Here is a 17,616-nt window from a genome sequence, read left to right as displayed (position 1 = left end):
TCCATGGACAGTTTTATCGGACAGATTCTCCTCCCCCTCGCCCTGGCCTTCATCATGCTGGCACTGGGCGTTGGCCTCACGCCGGCTGATTTCCGGCGAATATTCACAAAACCAAAAGCGCTGCTGGTGGGCGTTGTTCTGCAGTATTTCTCGCTGCCTCTGCTGGCGATTGCCATTGTCGCCTTCCTGCCCGCTCCGCCGGTGCTCAAGGTGGGTATCGTGCTGCTGGCGGCCTGTCCGGGCGGGACGACCTCCAACCTTCTCACCCACATGGCACGCGGCGATGTCGCCCTGTCGATCTCGCTGACCGCGCTGACCAGCCTCACCTCCATGTTTACCGTGCCCATCGTGCTGATGATCGCGCTCACGCTCTTCATGGGCCCCGAAGCGCCATCGGTCGGCCTTGTCACGACAGGGCTCGTGATCTTCCTTCTGACGGTGGTGCCGGTTGGTATCGGCATGGCGATCCGCCAGCTCGCGCCGAAGGCCGCCAATGTGCTGGACCGGCATTCGCGCCTCTTGTCGGGTGTGGTGTTCACCGCCGTCGTGCTGGCCACGCTCATTGCCGACCGTGACGAGCTGGCCGCCCGCTTTGCCGAAGCCGGGTTTATTGCGCTCAGCCTGAATGTGCTGGCCATGCTGGTCGCGTTCGCGGTGGCAAGCCTTGTGATGCTGAAGATGAAGCAGCGCATCGCCCTGACGCTGGAGTGCGGCCTGCAGAACGCCACGCTCGCCATCGTCGTTTCTGTCTCGATGCTGGGCAGCGTGTCCTATGCCGTGCCGGCGGCGATCTATGGCCTTCTCATGTTTGTGACGGCAGGAGCCTTCATCCTGTGGGCGCGCCGCTGGTCAGGCGTGGCGTCGCGGGCCAGGCGTTTCTCGGCAGGCGCATAAAGAGAATTGTCATCACCCGCGCATGCGGATGATCCATGCCTGCAACGAAGGATCAGCCGGAAACTCTAAAGGCAAGGGTGGCCCGGATAAACCGGGCCATGACAGCCTTCGGGTCAAACTCTCTTCAGCGCGGTGTGCAGGCTTTGCAAGTCGTCTGGCAGTTCTGTCTCGAACACCATGTCCTCGCGCGTTGAGGGATGGACAAAGCCCAGCACAGAGGCATGGAGAGCCTGACGGCCCAGCGCCTTGATCTCCGGCAGGTCGGGAATGCCTTTGAGCTGGCTGGTGCGCTGCGGGCCATAGACACGGTCGCCGATCAGGGCATGACCCAGATGTTCCATGTGCACGCGGATCTGGTGAGTGCGCCCGGTTTCCAGCCGGCATTCGACAAGGGCGGCGAGCGGTGTGCCGATAGGGGCTTTGGCTTCCTGCCCGAAGGTCTCCAGCACCTGATAATGGGTGATGGCTTCCTTGCCGGCTGCGCTTTCCCATTTGAGAACCGCCATTTTCAGCCGGTCACGCGTGGAGCGGGCAATCCGGGTTGCTATCTCGCCTTCGCGTGGACGGGGCGCGCCGCGTGTGAAGGCCAGATAGGCGCGCTCGACCGTGTGTTTCGCGAATTGCTTGGAGAGATAACGGTGCGCGATATCGTTCTTGGCAACGACGAGGACCCCCGATGTATCCTTGTCGATCCGGTGGACAATGCCAGGGCGTTCAACCCCGCCAATCCCCGACAGCGACCCATTGCAGTGATAAAGGAGGGCGTGCACCAGCGTGCCGGTCCACGCACCGGCGCCGGGGTGAACGGTGAGGCCGGCCGGCTTGTTGATGACGATCAGATCATCATCCTCGTGCAATATGTCGAGCGGAATGTTTTCCGGCTTGGGTATGGCCGGTTCCAGCGCGGGCATGGTGAGCGTGTAGACCTGTCCCTCGCGCACTTTCGCAGACGGGTCGGCCAGTGTTTCGCCGTTCACGGCCAGCGCGCCGCCCTCGATCAGCGCCTTGCAGCGCGAGCGCGACAGCTCGGGCCATTGCGCAGCAATCCAGCGGTCCAGCCGTTCGCCGGCATCGGCTTCGCTGGCCGTTATGCTGCGGCTATCTTCTTGTGAAGTTGTCATTATTCATCCTGACCGACCGCTCAGCGAGCGTGCTTTTTGTGCAACGCAATCTGACGTGCTGCAGCGCGTCAAATTTCTGTAACGCGACTGATAGGCCCCCGTCACATTGGCGGCGTAGCAGCACGGGGAAAGCCCGGCAAGCGTGCCGGGCCGGAGCTATTCAGGAGCACCATGCCATGATCCGCAAATCTGTCCTCATGTCGGCTGTCGCGCTGGGCGCGGTATCCGCCCCGGCCTTTGCCGAGCTGAACGAGACGGCTCAGCCGGTTGAAGTCATCCGCGTGACGACGCAGTTCCGCGAGCAGTCGCTGGCCGAAGTGCCAGTGAACGTTACGGCATTCAATGCCGAGCTGATCGACCGGCTCGACATCCGCAATCTGGAAGACATGGCCGCGTTCACGCCCGGCCTGGTGATCCAGGAGCAGAGCCCGAACAATACCGGCTATTCGCTGCGCGGTATCACCACCGATAGCGGCGACACCTATGCCGAATCGCGCGTGGCGATCTTCCAGGACGGCATCTCCATCACCCGCTCGCGCGGTTCCTATGTCGAGCTTTTCGACATGGAGCGCATCGAGGTGGCCAAAGGCCCGCAGCCGACCCTGTTCGGGCGCGGCGCGCTGATCGGCGGCATCAACCTGATCCAGAACAAGGCCGAGGATGATTTCTCCGCCTCGCTCTTTGGCGGTATCGGTAATTACGACCAGCGCGAGATCGGCAGCCACGTCAATTATGGTCTGGGTGATGGCCTCGGCCTGCGCCTGGCCGGTGTGCACCGCAGCCGTGACGGCCATATCGACAATCTGCTCGGCGGCACGCTGCAGGGCCGTGATGTCAGCGCGGTGCGCGGCGTGTTCTCCGCCCGCCTCGATAACGGGTTCAGCTTTGACCTGATCGGCAATTATCAGGAAGACAATGGCCCCGGCACCTCGTTCAAGTCCGGCGTGCTGCCGACGCCCGGCGGCGATACCAGCCCCTACACGCCTGCCGCCCTTTTCACCTTTCCCGGCTTTGAGGACAATCAGGGTCTTGGCCTTGACCGTACGGTCTGGGGCGTGACGGCGCTCGCCGAATACCCGCTCAATGACGCCTGGACGCTCAGCTCCATCACCGGCTACCGCCAGTTTGACTCGCGCGAAGTGTTCGATCCGATCGGGGCCGGGCTTGATCTCATCAACATCGCTGAAGATGCGCGCGGGCGTCAGGCCAGCCAGGAATTCCGCCTGACCTATGATGCCGGTGATCGCGTGTCTGCCGTGATCGGGGCCACCTGGTTCTACGAATCCGGCACCCAGCGCATCCCGCTCATCGTCAATGAGGCGCGTGCGCAGGCCCTGCTCCTGCAAAGCCCTGGTGTGCAGGCCCAGTTTGCCCAGCAGCTGGGTGTTCCCACGGCGGCACTCTTCCCGACGTTGAGCTTCCTGCTGGGCGCTCCGGCCAGTGACTTCACCAATATCTTCAACCCGTTCCCGCTATCGGTTGGCGGTACGCTGGCCGCTGGCGTTCCGGTGCCGCTGGGCACCTATCAGGAAGAAGCTGCCAATTCGGGCCGCACCGAGGCGTTTGACCTGTTCGGGGAAGTCACACTGCGCGCCACCGACCGGCTCAGCTTCACCGCCGGCCTGCGCTATACTGACGAAAGCAAGCGCACGTCGGGCTATGGCGGTTTCGTCGATGCGCCCAACCTCATCGTGGGCGGGCGCGCCCTGCTCCTGCCGGGTACGCCCGATGGCGCGGTGGTGTCCCAGAGCGCCAGCTTTGATGATGTGACCTGGCGCGTGGTGGCGGCCTATGAGGTCAATGACCGGCTGAACACCTGGATCTCCTATGCGCGCGGGCGCCGTCCTGACGTTCTGGCGCTGGACACGACCGCTCCGGGCTTCTTCTCGGTAGCCCCGGCAGAGATCGTGGATTCGCTTGAGGCTGGTGCCTTCCTGACGCTCGATCGCGGCACTGTTTCCGGCTCCATCTTCCGGTCGGAATACGAGAACTTCCAGTCCAGCCAGTTTGATCCGTTTGACGGCTCGCTGGTGCCGACCAATGCCGGTGAAGCCACCCAGTATGGTCTGGAAATCCAGAGCAATTACGCCATCACCGATGCAATCGAGGTCTATGCCACCTACGCCTATAACCTGGCCAAGATCAACGATACGCTGGGCGGTGTGCCGCAGGAGTTCGGCGGTAACCGTTTCCGCTACGCGCCTGAACACGCAGCCTCCATCGGCCTGCGCGCCGAGCTGTTCTCCAATGAAATGGGCACGCTCAGCCTGCTTCCGGCCTATAGCTGGCAGTCGCACATCTTCTTCGATGAAGACAATCAGCGCTTTGCCGGTGTGCGTCAGGACTCCTACGGCCTGTTGCGCGCCCGCCTGCGCTTTGAAAGCGCTGACATGCGCTGGTATGGCGAGGTGTTCGGCAACAATCTCACCGATGAGCAATACCTCATCGATGCGGGCAATACCGGGGCGACATTCGGCCTGCCGACTTTCATTGCCGGCTCGCCGCGCACCTATGGCGTCCGTCTGGGCGTGAACTTCTAGGAACGCACACGCCGGGGGGCGGTGCGAAGAGGGCCGGACCACTGCTTGAGGGAGCAAATGGTCCGGCCCTTCTTCTTGTGCCTGTCACACAGGCCATGCACACTCACTGACAGAACAATCAAGGGGAGGCATAACCAGTGTTCAAGCCATACGCACTGACGCGCCGTGGCGCGCTTCTGGCCGCAGCTGGCGTGGGGGCCGGTCTGGCGGCGTGCTCGTCTGAAGAGATGCGCTTTGATCCGCTGCCCGCGCCTGAGGGTCCGTTCAAGCATGGCGTGGCCTCCGGTGATCCTGACCAGACCAGCTTTGTGGTGTGGACAGCTGTTACGGCGGATGGCGATGCCCGCACCACGCTGGAGATTGCCACCGACGAGACATTCAACAGCATCGTGGAGACCCGCGACGTAACTGCGCGCGAGGGCGTGATCGCGGTCAATGGCGCGCGGCCGATGAAAGCGCTGATCGAGGGGCTGGAGCCGGGCCGGGAGTATTTCTACCGCTTCCGTCAGGGCGATGAGGTGTCGCCGGTGGGCCGCACCCGCACGCTGCCTGAGGCGGGTGTCGACCGGTTCCGCATCGCGGCCTTTTCCTGCTCGAACTATCCGTTCGGCTTTTTCAATGCCTACCGCGATGCCGCCGATCAGGGTGATTTCGACCTGGTCGTGCATCTGGGCGACTATATCTACGAGTACGGCTATGGCGGGTACGGAACATCTGATGCCGAGCGGCTTTCGCGCATGCCTGACCCGATGCATGAGATCCTCACTGAAGAGGATTATGCCCGCCGCCACGCGCTCTACTGCACCGACCCTGATCTGCAGGCGCTTAAAGCCAGCGCGCCCTGGATACTGATCTGGGACGATCACGAAACAGCCAACGATTCCTGGCGCTATGGCGCGGAAAATCACGATCCTGAAACCGAAGGTGACTGGTTCACCCGCCGCGACAACGCGCTGCGTGCCTATCATGACTGGCTGCCGGTTCGCGAGGCCGAGCCCTTGAAGGCGCGCTATGGCGCGGTGGAAATCGGTGATCTGGCCACGCTGATCTTTGTCGAGACCCGCCTGACGGCACGCTCTGAGGAACTGACCCTCGACACCTTCCCGATCCCTGTCGAATCCGATCCGGAAGACCCTGAAAATCAAGCTGCCGTGCAGCGCTGGCGCGACGAGGTGATCGGTGATCCCGAACGCCGGATGATTGATGACGATCAGCGCGCCATGATCGGCGAGGCGCTCAGTGCGTCCGTGCAGGCGGGCAAGCCATGGCGTATCATCGCCAACCAGGTGCTGATGGGACGCCTCGAAGCGCCCAACTACCTGACCCAGACACCGTTCTGGCTGCGCACCTATATGCGCCTGCAGGGCGGGTTTAACTGGCATTTTGCCCAGCGCACCGCGCACGGCGTGCCACTCAATCTGGATAGCTGGGATGGATTTCCGGTGGATCGTGAGCGTCTCTATCAGACGGTGCGCGATGCCGGTGCCGACATCGTGGTGCTGACCGGGGATACCCATAACACCTGGGTCAATGATCTGCACGACGCGCAAGGAAACCGGGTCGGCACTGAGTTTGGCGTCACCTCCGTGACCAGCCCGTCGCCCTTTGAAACGGTAAATGCGCCGGGCGTCGATTTCGGCACGATGGCTGAGGACCGCAACGCGGAAATCCTGCGCAATAATGCCTGGGACAAGGGCTATACCCGGCTGACCCTGACGCGCGGCGAGCTGATCGCCGAGCAGATGATCCTGTCGACCGTCAAGGATCGCGAATTCTCGATCCGCCCTGACAGTGTCTGGCGTGTCCGCCCGGCCAATGGCGGGCCGGTGCCGCAGGTCGAACGGCTGGGCTGAAACGAAACGGGCGGCCCTGCAAGGGCCGCCCGCCGGTCGTCTCATGCAAGCCTGCCTATTGGGGTTGACCCGCCTGGGCAGCGGCCTGCGCATTGATGCGCTCGGCCAGTTCAGGGTCGGTCTGCGAACCTGCTGCGATGGAGGTATATTCCTCCACGCTAAGCCCGCTCTGCTCGACTGCGGCGTGCAGCTCAACCTGGGCTTCCTGCTGGACGGCCATGGCGGCTTCCTCGCTCTGGGCGGCATCCAGTTGAGGCTGATAGGTCTGGATGATCATATTCACGCTCTGGACCGCGGTGATGTAGGAGCTGATCTGCTCATCAGTTACCGCTGCGGACTCTGCCGGGGCGGGCTGCTGCATCATTGCGCCATCCTGCTGTGCGAGAGCTGATGGGGCGGCGGCGCCGGCGGCGAGCATGGTGGACGCCAGCACGGCTGTCAGGAACGATTTCTTCATGGACATGTCCTTTTCCCGGTTGCGAAAAATTAAGCGCCTGATCGCGCTGTGAGGACGGGAACGTTTCGAGTAATAACATCGTTCCAGACGAATGTCAGTCGAGATGCTGAAATTAAGCAAAGCATCGAACCAGATTCATAAATGTTACGATAATGTAACGTGCGTCACATGCTTTATATGTTGATGAGTCAGTTATTTATGACGTCAGCGTAAGAAGTTTTGTTGTGCATTGCATTGTTTTCCAGAAAGCTAGTTCAAGCGTCTCCACACCACTATTTCACATAATCCGGGATTGCGGCCTGCACGGTGCCGCCGTGTCATGGATGATATCGGCTCGGCGCGGTTGCAGGTCTGACCGGTCTGCCTAGTATGACAGGCGTGCCGGGGGAGTGACTGTTCGATGCGTATCATCACCTATGCGCCGCTGAAGACGGATCTTCGGCTGGCTCCGGGTCTCACTCCATCGCTGGATTCCTTTGGGTCGATTACGGCTGCCTTGCGCGCTGGCCTGCCCGGCGATGCGTTCACGGTGTTGAACCTGCCGGAGAATGCCAGCCGGGCCTATGCGGTCCTGAGTGAGGATGTCTGGGATCTGCGTCTGTTTGTCTGGCATCCGGACGACACCATCCGTATCCATGTCTATCCCGGTGCGCTGGCCATTGCAGAAGTTACGCTGGACGATGTGCCAGCCGGGACAGCCAGCGAGCTGGAGCGCTGGTCACAGGATGAGACAGAGGCGCGGCTGTGCGCGCATTTTGACGCGTTCAGGGCGGCGCTGGACAGGGCGCGCCAGGCCCTTCCCGACTATGCGCTGGACGCGGGCCGGGGCGCTGCGCCGGAGCGCGAGGTTGATTTCGATATCACGCGCATATCGCGCACCCTGCTTCTGACGCCGCAGGAGCGGACGGAGCCGTCAGTGCAGGCGCTCGTAACAGACTGGCTGGCCGCCACCATCCGCCCGTTTGATGCAGACGCCATCAATGCCGGCACGCTCGATATGTCGATGAGCTGGGTCAATTACGTGATCGTCGATGTGGATGCAGCGAGGACACGCGAATTTACCGCCACCATGCGCATCGCCCAGTATTTCTGGTCGGCGCAGGAATGGCTGAATGCGGAAACCCAGGCCATTATCGCAGGCGCGCGGACACGCGACCGCACCCGCACCGCCGAAGCAAGGCTGACAGCCAGCCGTTCGCGCATGCAGATGCTGCAGGTGGAGTATAATGCCCTGCGTTCGGTTCTGAGCCGCGCCAAGGAGGCCCGGCTGCAGGAGATTCTCAGCGGCTGGTCCTATGACACGCTGGCGGCCAATGGCGCGCTTCTGGTGGAGATGAGCTCGAACAGACTAAACGAGATCGCGGCGCGGCGCGCCGACCGGTCGAGCCTGTTTACCGACATGATCCTGGTCGGGATCGGGCTTTTCGCGGTGCTGGATGTTCTGGTGGGGCTTCTGGCGTTCAGCCGCGAGATCAATGCCCGTCCGGCCCTGCAATATACCGATAGCGGCGTGTCGCAGGTTCTGTCCGTGTTTGCTGATCTCAATACCGACACGACCCTGTTTGGTGGCGGATTTATCGTGCTTGTCCTCTTGGGGGTGTATCTTGTTGCCAGAAAAGCAAAATAGCCTTCCTGCCCTGCTGCTGGCCGCCCTGATCTGCCTTTGCGGGCCGGTGAGCGCGCAAAGCGCACAGCCGCTGGCGGTCCATACCGATATCTGGCCGCCTTATGTGGAGGCCGGCACGCCGGTGCAGGGCAGCGTCGTCAATCTGGTGCGCACCGTGCTCGATGACATGGGGGAGAGGCCGGACTGGCAACGCTTCGACTTTGCCTACAGCTATGACAAGGTGCTGCGCCAGCGCGCGCCCTTGGCCTTTCCCTATTTCCTCACGCCGGAACGCGAGGCGGAGGTGATGTTTTCCGCGCCGCTGTTTGAGGTCACCAATCTTATCTTTCACAACCGGCGCTTCGGCACGCTGGAGGCTGCCGGGCTTGAAGGTGCGCGCTTTGGCCGGGTGGCCGGCTATCGCTATGGCGCGGTGCTGGACGCCTATGCCGGGGATGCCCGTGTGTTTGCAAGCGAGGCTGGTGCCCTTCGCGCGCTTCTTGATGGCGAGATTGACGCCCTGCCGATGACGCAGAGCGTGGCCGAGGCCACGCTGGCGAGCGAGTTTCCCGACGAGCTGGAACTGATCCGTCCGGTGGAGGGTGTATCGGACACGGCCAGCCTGCATGTCATCGCGCCAATGAGCGAGGAAGGCACCAGGCTGATTGCGCGTTTTGATGCCTCCCTTGCCCGGCTGCGCGCGGAGGGAATTATCCCGGCGGGCGATCCCTCGGCGCGTGTGCGCCTGCCCGAACGTACGCTGGCGCGGCTGGTGGCCTCTGAAGGCTTTCCGATGATCCTTGCCCGTGTACAGGGGGAGGCGGGTCATCTGTCCATGCCGCCCGGCGCGCGCGCCACCATCATTGAATGGAGCCCGCGCATCGCAGACGGCCAGAGCGATGAGCGCATCTACCAGACGATGATGGACGAAACGCGCGTGGTGATGCTCTCCGGGCCCCATGTGGGGCGCGAACTTCTGGTGCGTAACATGCATCTGGAGATCATCGACTAGACATGAAAAAACCCGGACGTTTCGGTCCGGGTTTTTTCAAGTTCAGGCTGTATGCCCTATCTCTTCGACTGCTCGCACAGGCGCATGAAGCGCTCGCGCAGTTCGGGATTGGCCTTGAACTCGCCGGTAAAGGTCGTGGTGATGGTGGAGACGTGCGGGTGGTGAACCCCGCGCGTCGTCATGCACTGGTGCTTGGCATCCACGAAGACGGCGACGCCGCGCGGTGCCATCGCGTCATTGATGGCGTCGGCGATCTGGGCGGTCATCGTCTCCTGCGTCTGCAGACGCTTGGAGAAGGCTTCGACCACTTTGGCGATCTTGGAGATGCCGACGACCGCGCGGTCCGGCAGATAGGCGACGCACGCCGTGCCGAGGATCGGGGCCATGTGGTGCTCGCAATGGCTCTCCACATCGATATGGGTGAGCATGACCATGTCGTCATAGCCCTGCACATCCTCAAAGCGCTTGCCGAGAATTTTGCCGGGATCTTCGTGATAGCCGCGGAACCATTCTTCATAGGCTTTGACCACGCGCTTGGGCGTTTCAATCAGGCCCTCGCGGCGGGGGTCGTCACCGGCCCAGCGCAGCAGGGTCCGCACGGCCTCTTCGGCCTCCTCGCGGCTCGGGCGCTGAACAGGTTCAAGTATTTCGGCGGCGGCGCCGAGGTCGGTTTTTTTCACAATCGCGTCCATGAAGGGCGGATCCTTTCGTTGTCGGGTCCCGGCCAAAGCCTTGCGGCGTGGCCGGTATAGTGCCGGTTTCCGGATCCAGCGGCGGGGCGGGCGGGTGGAAGGCCCTTGTCACATGCTCCAGCGCCGGGGTCTTGCAGTCCGGTGGAAAAGGCCATCCTTCTCCATGGGCTGCACTGCATATATGACGTCATTTTGCGGTTTCCACTGCGCCATGGCGTCAATTTGCTGTTTTAGACCGCCAGTCCCCCTGCCACAAGCTTTGTGCGCGCCTGCACAAACCAGCGCGCTTTGGGGCTGCGCAATGCGTACGGTTAAGCTACATAGCCGCTTATGAGCGATATAATCCTTTACGACACCGCCAGCCGGAGCCGCCGCCGCTTCGTTCCCGAGAATCCTGAGCGGGTAACGATGTATGTGTGCGGACCCACGGTGTATGGACCGGCCCATATCGGCAATTTCCGCCCTGCCGTGGTGTTTGATGTGCTCTTTCGCCTGCTGCGTGAGGTCTATGGCGCAGATCATGTGCTCTATGCGCGCAATTTCACCGATGTCGATGACAAGATAAATGCCGCTGCTGCCAGCGAAGGTGTTGATATTTCGGTGATTACCGAGCGTTTCACCAAAATCTACCATTCTGACAGCGATGCGCTGGGCATTATGCGTCCGACTTTTGAGCCGACCGCAACCGGGCATATGGCCGAGATCATCGAGACGATTGATACGCTGATAAAGGCTGGCCACGCCTATGCGGCGGAGGGCCATGTCCTGTTCGCGGTGGACAAGTGCGACGGCTATGGCGCGCTCTCGCGGCGCAGCCAGGACGATATGATTGCCGGCGCGCGCGTTGAAGTGGCGCCCTACAAGAAGAACCCGGCCGATTTCGTGCTGTGGAAGCCGTCAAACGAGGACGAGCCGGTCTGGCAGAGCCCGTTCGGGCCGGGCCGCCCGGGCTGGCATACCGAGTGCGTGGCGATGATCGGCGCGGCGCTGGGGCCGTCCATCGATATTCATGGCGGGGGCATGGACCTGGTCTTCCCCCACCACGAGAATGAGGTGGCGCAGGCCAAATGCCTGCATCATGACGGCCCGCTGGCGCGCTACTGGGTGCATAATGGCTTTGTCTCGATGGACGCTGAGAAGATGTCCAAATCGCTGGGTAATATCATTCGCCCGAGCGAGCTTTTGTCGCGCGGGGTGAAGGGTGAGGTCATCCGCTACGGCCTCCTTTCCGGCCATTACCGCGCCCCGCTGGACTGGACAGACAGGCTGATCGAGCAGAGCCGCAAGTCTCTCGACCGGCTCTATGGCGTGCTGCGCCGCTTGAGCGATGTCGAGGCTGCGGACGTGCGTGTACCGGCCAGCGTGCTCGAAGCGCTGGGCGACGATATCAACACGCCGAAAGCCTTTGCGGCCCTGTTTGAAATTCTCGCCCGCGCCAACAAGGCCGAGGCGCGCGAGGAGCAGGCCGCCGCCAAGGGCGAGCTGCTGGCGGCGGGCCGTGTGCTGGGCCTGTTGCAGGCTGATCCCGATAGCTGGTTTGGCGTGGACGGGATTGACGGCATTACGCGCGCGCGCATTGACGGCCTGCTTGGCGAGCGTCACGCCGCCCGCGTGGCGAAAGACTTTGCCAAAGCCGACGCCCTGCGCACCGAAATCGATGCTCTGGGTGTGCTGGTGGACGATACGCCCGAAGGCCCGGTATGGCGGATGAAGGCGGTAGAGGAGGCTTGAGCGCCGCCGTGACGACGCCTGATCCCTATTCGCGGGACGTGATTGCGCTGGCGGCGTCCATCGCGCACCTGAAACGGCTGGACGCGCCGCATGCGACCGTGCGCAAGGTCTCGCGCCTGTGCGGTTCGGAAGTGACGCTGGACATGAACGTCGCCGATGGCCGGGTCAGCGCGATTGGCTGGGATGTATCGGCCTGTGCGCTGGGGCAGGCATCGGCCAGCATTTTGGGTCAGCTCATTATCGGTGCAGACCGTGCCTTGCTCGCTGAAGGCGCCGATACGCTCAACGCCCTGCTCAAAGGTATTCCGGTTCCGGACAATAGCCCGTTTATCGCCTTGCGCGCCCTCGAACCGGCATCGGCCTATCCGGCCCGCCATGGCTCGATAAGACTGGCGTTTGACGCGGCGCTGGCCGCGTTCGACCAGATCTCGTCCGGCTCGCAATAGAGCCAAGCTGTCATGTGTTGTCAGAAAAAAGCCGTCCGAACCCCCACAAAGTGGATTGGAATCGCGGCCGTCACGGCCTACAGGTGGACTCTCTCGCCGGTATTTTATGCTTTTGGTGTGCGATGCCGGCACGAACCGAGCTGTTCGCTCTACGCCATGGACGCGATCATGGCGCAGGGTCTCTGGCGCGGGGGATGGCTGGCGCTGGGCCGTATTGGCCGGTGCAGGCCGGGAGGGACGCACGGATATGATCCGGCACCGCTGGAGCGGACCGGTGTGCCATGGTGGAAAATCTGGGCATTCCGGGGAACGCTCGGGGCGCCGCAGGAGTAGACGATCTGCAACAAGCAGCCAGCGTGGGGTCGTGATGAGTTCGGGGGGGCGCATAAGCGCGGTGATGGTCAGCTACCGGACCGGTCCGGTCCTGTTTGACTCGATCCGCTCGGTCCTGAGCGACCCGGATATTCATCAGCTGGTGCTCGTCAATCACGACAATCCCACCAATGTCACCGTACGTCTGGATACGATGGCGGCGGCAGAGCCGCGCCTGACCGTCATTCATACCGGGGCCAATCTGGGCTTTGGCAGAGGGTGCAATATCGGCGCACGGTCGGCGACGGGTGACTATATCCTGCTGCTGAACCCTGACACGCTGATCGCGCGCGGCGCGGCGAGGATCATGGTCACCACCGCGCAAGGTCTGCCGCCGGTTTCGATTGTGGGCGCCCGCATTCTGAATACGGATGGTAGCGAGCAGCGCGGCGGACGCCGGGGCGGCCTAACCTTGATGTCGGCCATGCTCAGCTTTACCGGCCTTGCCCGCATCCTGCCGGGCGTGCGCGATTTTCACCGGGAGCACGAAGCACTGCCATCAGGTCCGGTGGAGACACCATCAGTATCCGGCGCAGCCATGTTGATGAGCCGGGACACATTCCGGGCTCTCGACGGTTTTGATGAGCGCTATTTCCTCCATGTGGAGGATATTGATATCTGTGAGCGCGCCCGCCGGATGGGGGGCAAGGTGGTTTTCGAGCCGCGCGCGGCTTTTGTCCATGTCGGCTCCACCAGTTCGGCCAATATCCTGCTTGTGGAATGGTACAAGGCCAAGGGCCTGAACCTGTTCTTCCGGACCTATTCAGGCCCGGCCGGCCAGCTGGTCCTTGTCATAGCCGGACCGCTGATGACGATGGCGCTTCTTGGCCGCGCTGTGCTCATCCGCGCTAGTGCACGTACTTTGCAGGCGCGTACCCGGCTTCGCGCGCGTGTTCGTCTGGCTCAGCGCCGGCGCAATTCCGGGAACTAGGTTTTCTCCGGAAATTCGCCAGCTTTCGCCAGCGCCGATGCAACCGGGTGCCTGAGCGCCTCGTTTTCCAGCCAGTGCGCGACCGAGATCATCTGGTCAAGGTCAATGCCGGTATCAAACCCGGCGCGTTCGAGCATGTAGACGACATCTTCGGTGGCCACATTGCCCGTGGCGCGCGGGGCAAACGGACAGCCGCCAATTCCGCCCGCAGACGCATCGATAATGGTGACGCCGTTCTGCACGGCGGCGTGGATATTCGCCAGCGCCGTATTGCGGGTATTGTGGAAGTGCAGGCGCAGTTTCAGCGGTGGCGCGGCATCGCGTACAATCCGTATCGCACGCTCCACATCCCACGGCGTTGCTACCCCGATCGTATCGCCGAGGGCGAACTCCGTTACACCAGCCGCCGCCGCGCGCGCGGCCAGCAGCCCCAGAATGGCCGGATCCACCTCGCCATCGAACGGATCGCCAAATGCGACCGAGACAGTGGCCGATAGCGGGATTTGCGCGTCGTGGGCGAGCGGCGCAATGCGGTCCAGAAGGTCTGCGGTTTCTTCCGGCGTCGCGTTCTGGTTGGCCTTGCCGAAGCCCTCGGAGGCGACCAGCACGTAGTTGATCTCGTCGCAGCGTGCCTCGATGGCCCGGCGCATGCCGCGCTCATTCAAGGCCAGGCCGATATAGGAAACGCCGCGCCCGCGTGGCACGGCCTCCATGATTTCGGCAGAATCGGCCATGGCTGGCACCAGCTTGGGATTGACGAAGCTGGCTGCTTCCATGCGCTTCACGCCCGCCTCGATGAGCCGGTCGATGAACTCCAGCTTTACCGGTGTGGTCAGCAGCGTCTTGTCATTTTGCAGGCCGTCGCGCGGGCCGACCTCAACGATCTCAATGGTTCGGCTCATGGCTGGCCTGGCTCCTGAAATGGCGTGCAATCACCTGTGCGGGCGATCAGCAGGGATGTGGCGCGTCCGCGTGAATAGTTAAAGCCCGCAACCTCGCCAATGGCGCAAGCCCCGGTTCGCAATGCCGCAACAAAGCTGTCTGCGCGTTCGCGCTCCGGGCTGTCCGTGGCAGGCAGGCGTGAGAGATCGACAATGACGAGCTGTTCGGCGGAAAAATCGCTGGCCGTTGCGGCAAGCCCTTCAGTATCCATCAGGGCGATATCGCTGCGCAGCGCGAAAGCAAGGCTCGGCTCGGTATAGCTGGACACAAGCGCCACATCGGGTGCCAGCCAGCCCTGCGCATGGATCAGGGCGGCTGCATCGCGAGACGGTGATAGCGAGGTGGCAGGCGCGATAATCCCGCGCCCCGCTGCCTGCCAGACCAGTCCGGCCACTACCGCGCACGCCACAGCTGCGCCGGCTTTTGAACGCGCGGCCAGCACAACAGCGCCAATCGCTGCGGCAATCAGGAGGGCTGCCAGCAGCGATGCCAGCATAACCGGTCCGTCATACTGGTGGCTGAGACCGAAGAGGATCGCGCCGAGAACGAGGCCCGCCACGATCATCAAGCCAGCGCCCAACCAGCGCCAGAGCGCCGGTGTGCTGCGCCACTCGATCAGCCCCCAGGCGGCGAATATGGCGAGTGCCGGATAGGCCGGAAGCACATAGTGCGGCAGCTTTGTCGGCAGGAGCTCGAACACGATCCAGAAGGGGATGCTCATCACGATGAGCATGCGCGCGGCCATGGCATGCTCACTGCTGGAGTGTATCGCCGAAATGCCTGCGCGAAGCCCTGCGGGCAGGAAGAGGATGGCCGGGAAGAAAAGAAAGCTTAGCAATAGAATGTGGTAGCCCGGCAATCCGCCATGGCTTTCATGGCCGGTTACGAGCTTCGGCCCCAGATCATCGCCCAGCGCTTCGCGCAGGAAGTCGCCATCGGTCGCAATCTGCACCGAGATCAGCCAGGGCAGAAGGATCAGCGCCGCCAGCACAGGGCCGGGCCAGAAGGCGAGTGGCCGCAACCAGTTCCAGCGCTGCTCCCACAGCGCGAGCCCGATGGCCGCCAGCGCCACAGCCATCGGCGTCACCGGCCCTTTTACCAGCGCGCCGAGCGCCATCAGCACCCAGAGCGCGATCGCCCAGCGCCTTGCTGTTTCGGGCGGACCTGTCCTCAGCCGCATGAGCGCGTAAAGCGCCCAGACGGTGAGCCCGGCCAGCATGGCGTCGGTCTTGGCGATGCCGCTTTCAACGCCCAGAAGCACGCTGGCACCCAGCAGCACGCCTGCATAAAGGCCCGCCGGATGACCCAGCAGGCGGTTGCCGAGCGCGAGCGTGCCAAGCACGGCGAGGACAGCGCCCAGCGTTGATGCGAGCCGCCACGCCCAGATCTGGCGGTTTTCCAGCGCGCCGCTAATGGCTTCGCCGGCCGAGACCGTGGCCAGCTGTATCCAGTGTATGCCGACCGGCTTCTTGTTGCGGTCTTCATCGAGAAAGCTGATGCGCACAAAATCGCGCGTCTCGAGCATCTGGGCGGTGGCTTGCGCAAAGCGCGCCTCATCGCGGTCCATCACTGGCAGGGTGAAAATTCCTGCCAGAGAGGCTATCAGCATGACGGCCAGCACCCCAATCCAGGCCCGGCCCGGCTGGCGCAGTGATGAGAATAATCGGACCATGGCCGTTTACGCCTCCTGGCGCCCGCTCTTGCCTCTTGCATATTCAAGCTGGTGCGGGCCTCACTATTGGGTATGTAACGGGCTGCGTGCCCCTGCAAGCAGGGCGGCTGAAAGAAGGTAGGATTTTATGGCGTCTCGTGCACCGGCCATATCGGTGGTCGTTCCGATGCATAATGAAGCGGGCAATGCGGGGGCGCTGGTTGGCGAGATCGCGCAGGCGCTCGCCGGGCATGATTTCGAGATCATCGCCGTCAATGATGCCAGCAGCGATGAGACGCTGGCTGAGTTGCAGGGCGCGAAGGCCGATGTACCGCAACTGCGGGTTATCAATCACCGCAGCAATGCCGGACAGTCCAGGGCGGTCCGCACAGGCTTTCTGGCGGCGCGCGGGTCCATTGTCTGCACGCTTGATGGTGACGGCCAGAACCCGCCCGGCGACCTGCCAGCGCTGGTCGCGCAGCTGACCCGTCCGGATGCGCCCGGCCAGCTGGCCATGGTCGGCGGTGAGCGCGTCGGACGCCAGGACAGCGCCTGGAAGAAGTTTGCGTCCCGGCTTGGCAATGGCGTGCGCAAGCGCCTGCTCAATGATGATGCAAAGGATACTGGCTGCGGAATCAAGGCGATGCGCCGCGAAGCGTATCTGTCCCTGCCCTATTTCGATCACCAGCACCGCTTCCTGCCGGCTCTGATGAAGCGCGAGGGCTATGGCGTCGAATTTCATCCCGTAAGCCACAGGCCGCGTGTCGCCGGAAAATCCAAATATACGAATATTGGACGTCTTTTTGCCTCTATCAGTGACATTATGGGGGTGATGTGGCTCAATAGCCGTTCAAGGCAGACAGGCGGATGGGACGAGGTCTGACGCCTTCCTGCGCTGCCGGGTGAGGAGTGATATAATGCCAAGTTCTGCAGGTAGCGGCATTTTCATGGGGATGCGGGCAGCCGAAAGGCGCCGGCAAGGTGGCAATCAGCCAAGAAGGAGGGGACTCTCCGTGTTCAGCATTTTTCCGAAACTGAGCATTTCGATGATCGTTTACGCTGTAGTGGCGTTTACATTCGGCACCGGCGCGATGGGGTCTCGTCTGTTCGAGATACCGATGATGTCGGGCGCCAACTGGGGCCTGACACCGGGTGATCTCATACTGATGCTCGCCCTGTTCTTCCTGTTCATCGAGATGGTGAAATCGTCCGACACCGGAACGGCGTCGATCATCAATCACGGCATGTCCATGCTGGTGTTTATTGCGGGGCTGGTGCTTTTCCTGCTCGTCCCGCAGTTTGCATCATCCACCTTCTTCCTGCTGGTGCTGATGGCGCTGCTGGATACGGTGGCAGGCTTCATCGTCA

General features: G+C 62.5%; 16 protein-coding genes. 11 read left to right on the top strand and 5 right to left on the bottom strand.

Annotation, left to right across the window (positions count from 1 at the left end; all coding sequences use genetic code 11):
• The first annotated feature begins 3 nt into the window (after positions 1-3).
• On the top strand, positions 4-894 hold the full coding sequence (locus ACQ5ID_RS06755; RefSeq protein ID WP_429911697.1) for a bile acid:sodium symporter family protein: 891 nt from the start codon (positions 4-6) through the stop codon (positions 892-894).
• A gap of 113 nt (positions 895-1,007) precedes the next feature.
• On the opposite strand, the gene ACQ5ID_RS06750 is transcribed toward ACQ5ID_RS06755, so the two are convergent.
• Entirely contained in the window at positions 1,008-2,015 is a 1,008-nt protein-coding gene (locus ACQ5ID_RS06750; protein ID WP_429911696.1) for an RluA family pseudouridine synthase, read from the bottom strand.
• 176 nt (positions 2,016-2,191) lie between these two features.
• On the opposite strand from ACQ5ID_RS06750, the gene ACQ5ID_RS06745 reads away from it, so the two are divergent.
• Positions 2,192-4,555 carry a TonB-dependent receptor gene (locus ACQ5ID_RS06745; RefSeq protein ID WP_429911695.1) on the top strand — a complete coding sequence of 788 codons (2,364 nt, stop codon included), beginning with the start codon at positions 2,192-2,194 and terminating at the stop codon, positions 4,553-4,555.
• Positions 4,556-4,692: 137 nt separating this feature from the next.
• A complete protein-coding gene (locus ACQ5ID_RS06740; RefSeq protein ID WP_429911694.1) occupies positions 4,693-6,408 on the top strand; it encodes an alkaline phosphatase D family protein in 1,716 nt (571 codons plus the stop codon).
• A gap of 55 nt (positions 6,409-6,463) precedes the next feature.
• Here ACQ5ID_RS06740 and ACQ5ID_RS06735 read toward each other — a convergent pair whose 3' ends face one another.
• Positions 6,464-6,865 carry a DUF4168 domain-containing protein gene (locus ACQ5ID_RS06735; protein ID WP_429911693.1) on the bottom strand — a complete coding sequence of 134 codons (402 nt, stop codon included), beginning with the start codon at positions 6,863-6,865 and terminating at the stop codon, positions 6,464-6,466.
• A 400-nt stretch (positions 6,866-7,265) separates the two neighbouring features.
• On the opposite strand from ACQ5ID_RS06735, the gene ACQ5ID_RS06730 reads away from it, so the two are divergent.
• Entirely contained in the window at positions 7,266-8,492 is a 1,227-nt protein-coding gene (locus ACQ5ID_RS06730; protein WP_429911692.1) for a hypothetical protein, read from the top strand.
• The gene (locus ACQ5ID_RS06725) at positions 8,473-9,483 is read left to right on the top strand and encodes a substrate-binding periplasmic protein (RefSeq protein WP_429911691.1); all 1,011 of its coding nucleotides are present in this window, start codon (positions 8,473-8,475) and stop codon (positions 9,481-9,483) included. The genes ACQ5ID_RS06730 and ACQ5ID_RS06725 overlap by 20 nt, the downstream gene beginning before the upstream one ends.
• 56 nt (positions 9,484-9,539) lie before the next feature.
• Here ACQ5ID_RS06725 and folE read toward each other — a convergent pair whose 3' ends face one another.
• Complete coding sequence (gene folE / locus ACQ5ID_RS06720) at positions 9,540-10,175, bottom strand: GTP cyclohydrolase I FolE (RefSeq protein WP_429911690.1); 636 nt, start codon at positions 10,173-10,175, stop codon at positions 9,540-9,542.
• A 330-nt stretch (positions 10,176-10,505) separates the two neighbouring features.
• Here folE and cysS point away from each other — a divergent pair, with 330 nt between their 5' ends.
• The 4 genes from cysS to ACQ5ID_RS06700 are packed head-to-tail and all read left to right on the top strand — an operon-like array spanning position 10,506 to position 13,655.
• Positions 10,506-11,906 (top strand): cysteine--tRNA ligase, encoded by a 1,401-nt coding sequence (gene cysS, locus ACQ5ID_RS06715; protein ID WP_429911689.1) that lies wholly within the window; start codon positions 10,506-10,508, stop codon positions 11,904-11,906.
• Between the two features lie 8 nt (positions 11,907-11,914).
• Entirely contained in the window at positions 11,915-12,352 is a 438-nt protein-coding gene (locus ACQ5ID_RS06710; RefSeq protein ID WP_429911688.1) for an iron-sulfur cluster assembly scaffold protein, read from the top strand.
• A 12-nt stretch (positions 12,353-12,364) separates the two neighbouring features.
• Positions 12,365-12,685, top strand: a complete 321-nt coding sequence (gene yidD, locus ACQ5ID_RS06705) for a membrane protein insertion efficiency factor YidD (RefSeq protein ID WP_429911687.1) — start codon at positions 12,365-12,367, stop codon at positions 12,683-12,685.
• Positions 12,686-12,719: 34 nt separating this feature from the next.
• Positions 12,720-13,655 carry a glycosyltransferase family 2 protein gene (locus tag ACQ5ID_RS06700; RefSeq protein ID WP_429911686.1) on the top strand — a complete coding sequence of 312 codons (936 nt, stop codon included), beginning with the start codon at positions 12,720-12,722 and terminating at the stop codon, positions 13,653-13,655.
• Here the strand turns inward: ACQ5ID_RS06700 and ACQ5ID_RS06695 are convergent.
• Positions 13,652-14,557, bottom strand: coding sequence for a hydroxymethylglutaryl-CoA lyase (locus tag ACQ5ID_RS06695; protein ID WP_429911685.1), 906 nt, complete (start codon positions 14,555-14,557; stop codon positions 13,652-13,654). The two genes, ACQ5ID_RS06700 and ACQ5ID_RS06695, sit on opposite strands and share 4 nt — an antisense overlap.
• Positions 14,554-16,269, bottom strand: coding sequence for an ArnT family glycosyltransferase (locus ACQ5ID_RS06690; protein ID WP_429911684.1), 1,716 nt, complete (start codon positions 16,267-16,269; stop codon positions 14,554-14,556). The genes ACQ5ID_RS06695 and ACQ5ID_RS06690 overlap by 4 nt, the downstream gene beginning before the upstream one ends.
• A gap of 127 nt (positions 16,270-16,396) precedes the next feature.
• On the opposite strand from ACQ5ID_RS06690, the gene ACQ5ID_RS06685 reads away from it, so the two are divergent.
• Both ACQ5ID_RS06685 and ACQ5ID_RS06680 read left to right on the top strand, forming a co-directional pair.
• Complete coding sequence (locus tag ACQ5ID_RS06685) at positions 16,397-17,131, top strand: glycosyltransferase family 2 protein (RefSeq protein ID WP_429911683.1); 735 nt, start codon at positions 16,397-16,399, stop codon at positions 17,129-17,131.
• A gap of 130 nt (positions 17,132-17,261) precedes the next feature.
• Positions 17,262-17,616 (top strand): hypothetical protein (locus ACQ5ID_RS06680; protein ID WP_429911682.1); only part of this gene is annotated, 355 nt, incomplete at its 3' end.

The sequence above is a fragment of the Glycocaulis sp. genome, from assembly GCF_050485565.1.
Classification (GTDB): domain Bacteria; phylum Pseudomonadota; class Alphaproteobacteria; order Caulobacterales; family Maricaulaceae; genus Glycocaulis.
This window is presented reverse-complemented; position numbering and strand designations above follow the sequence as displayed.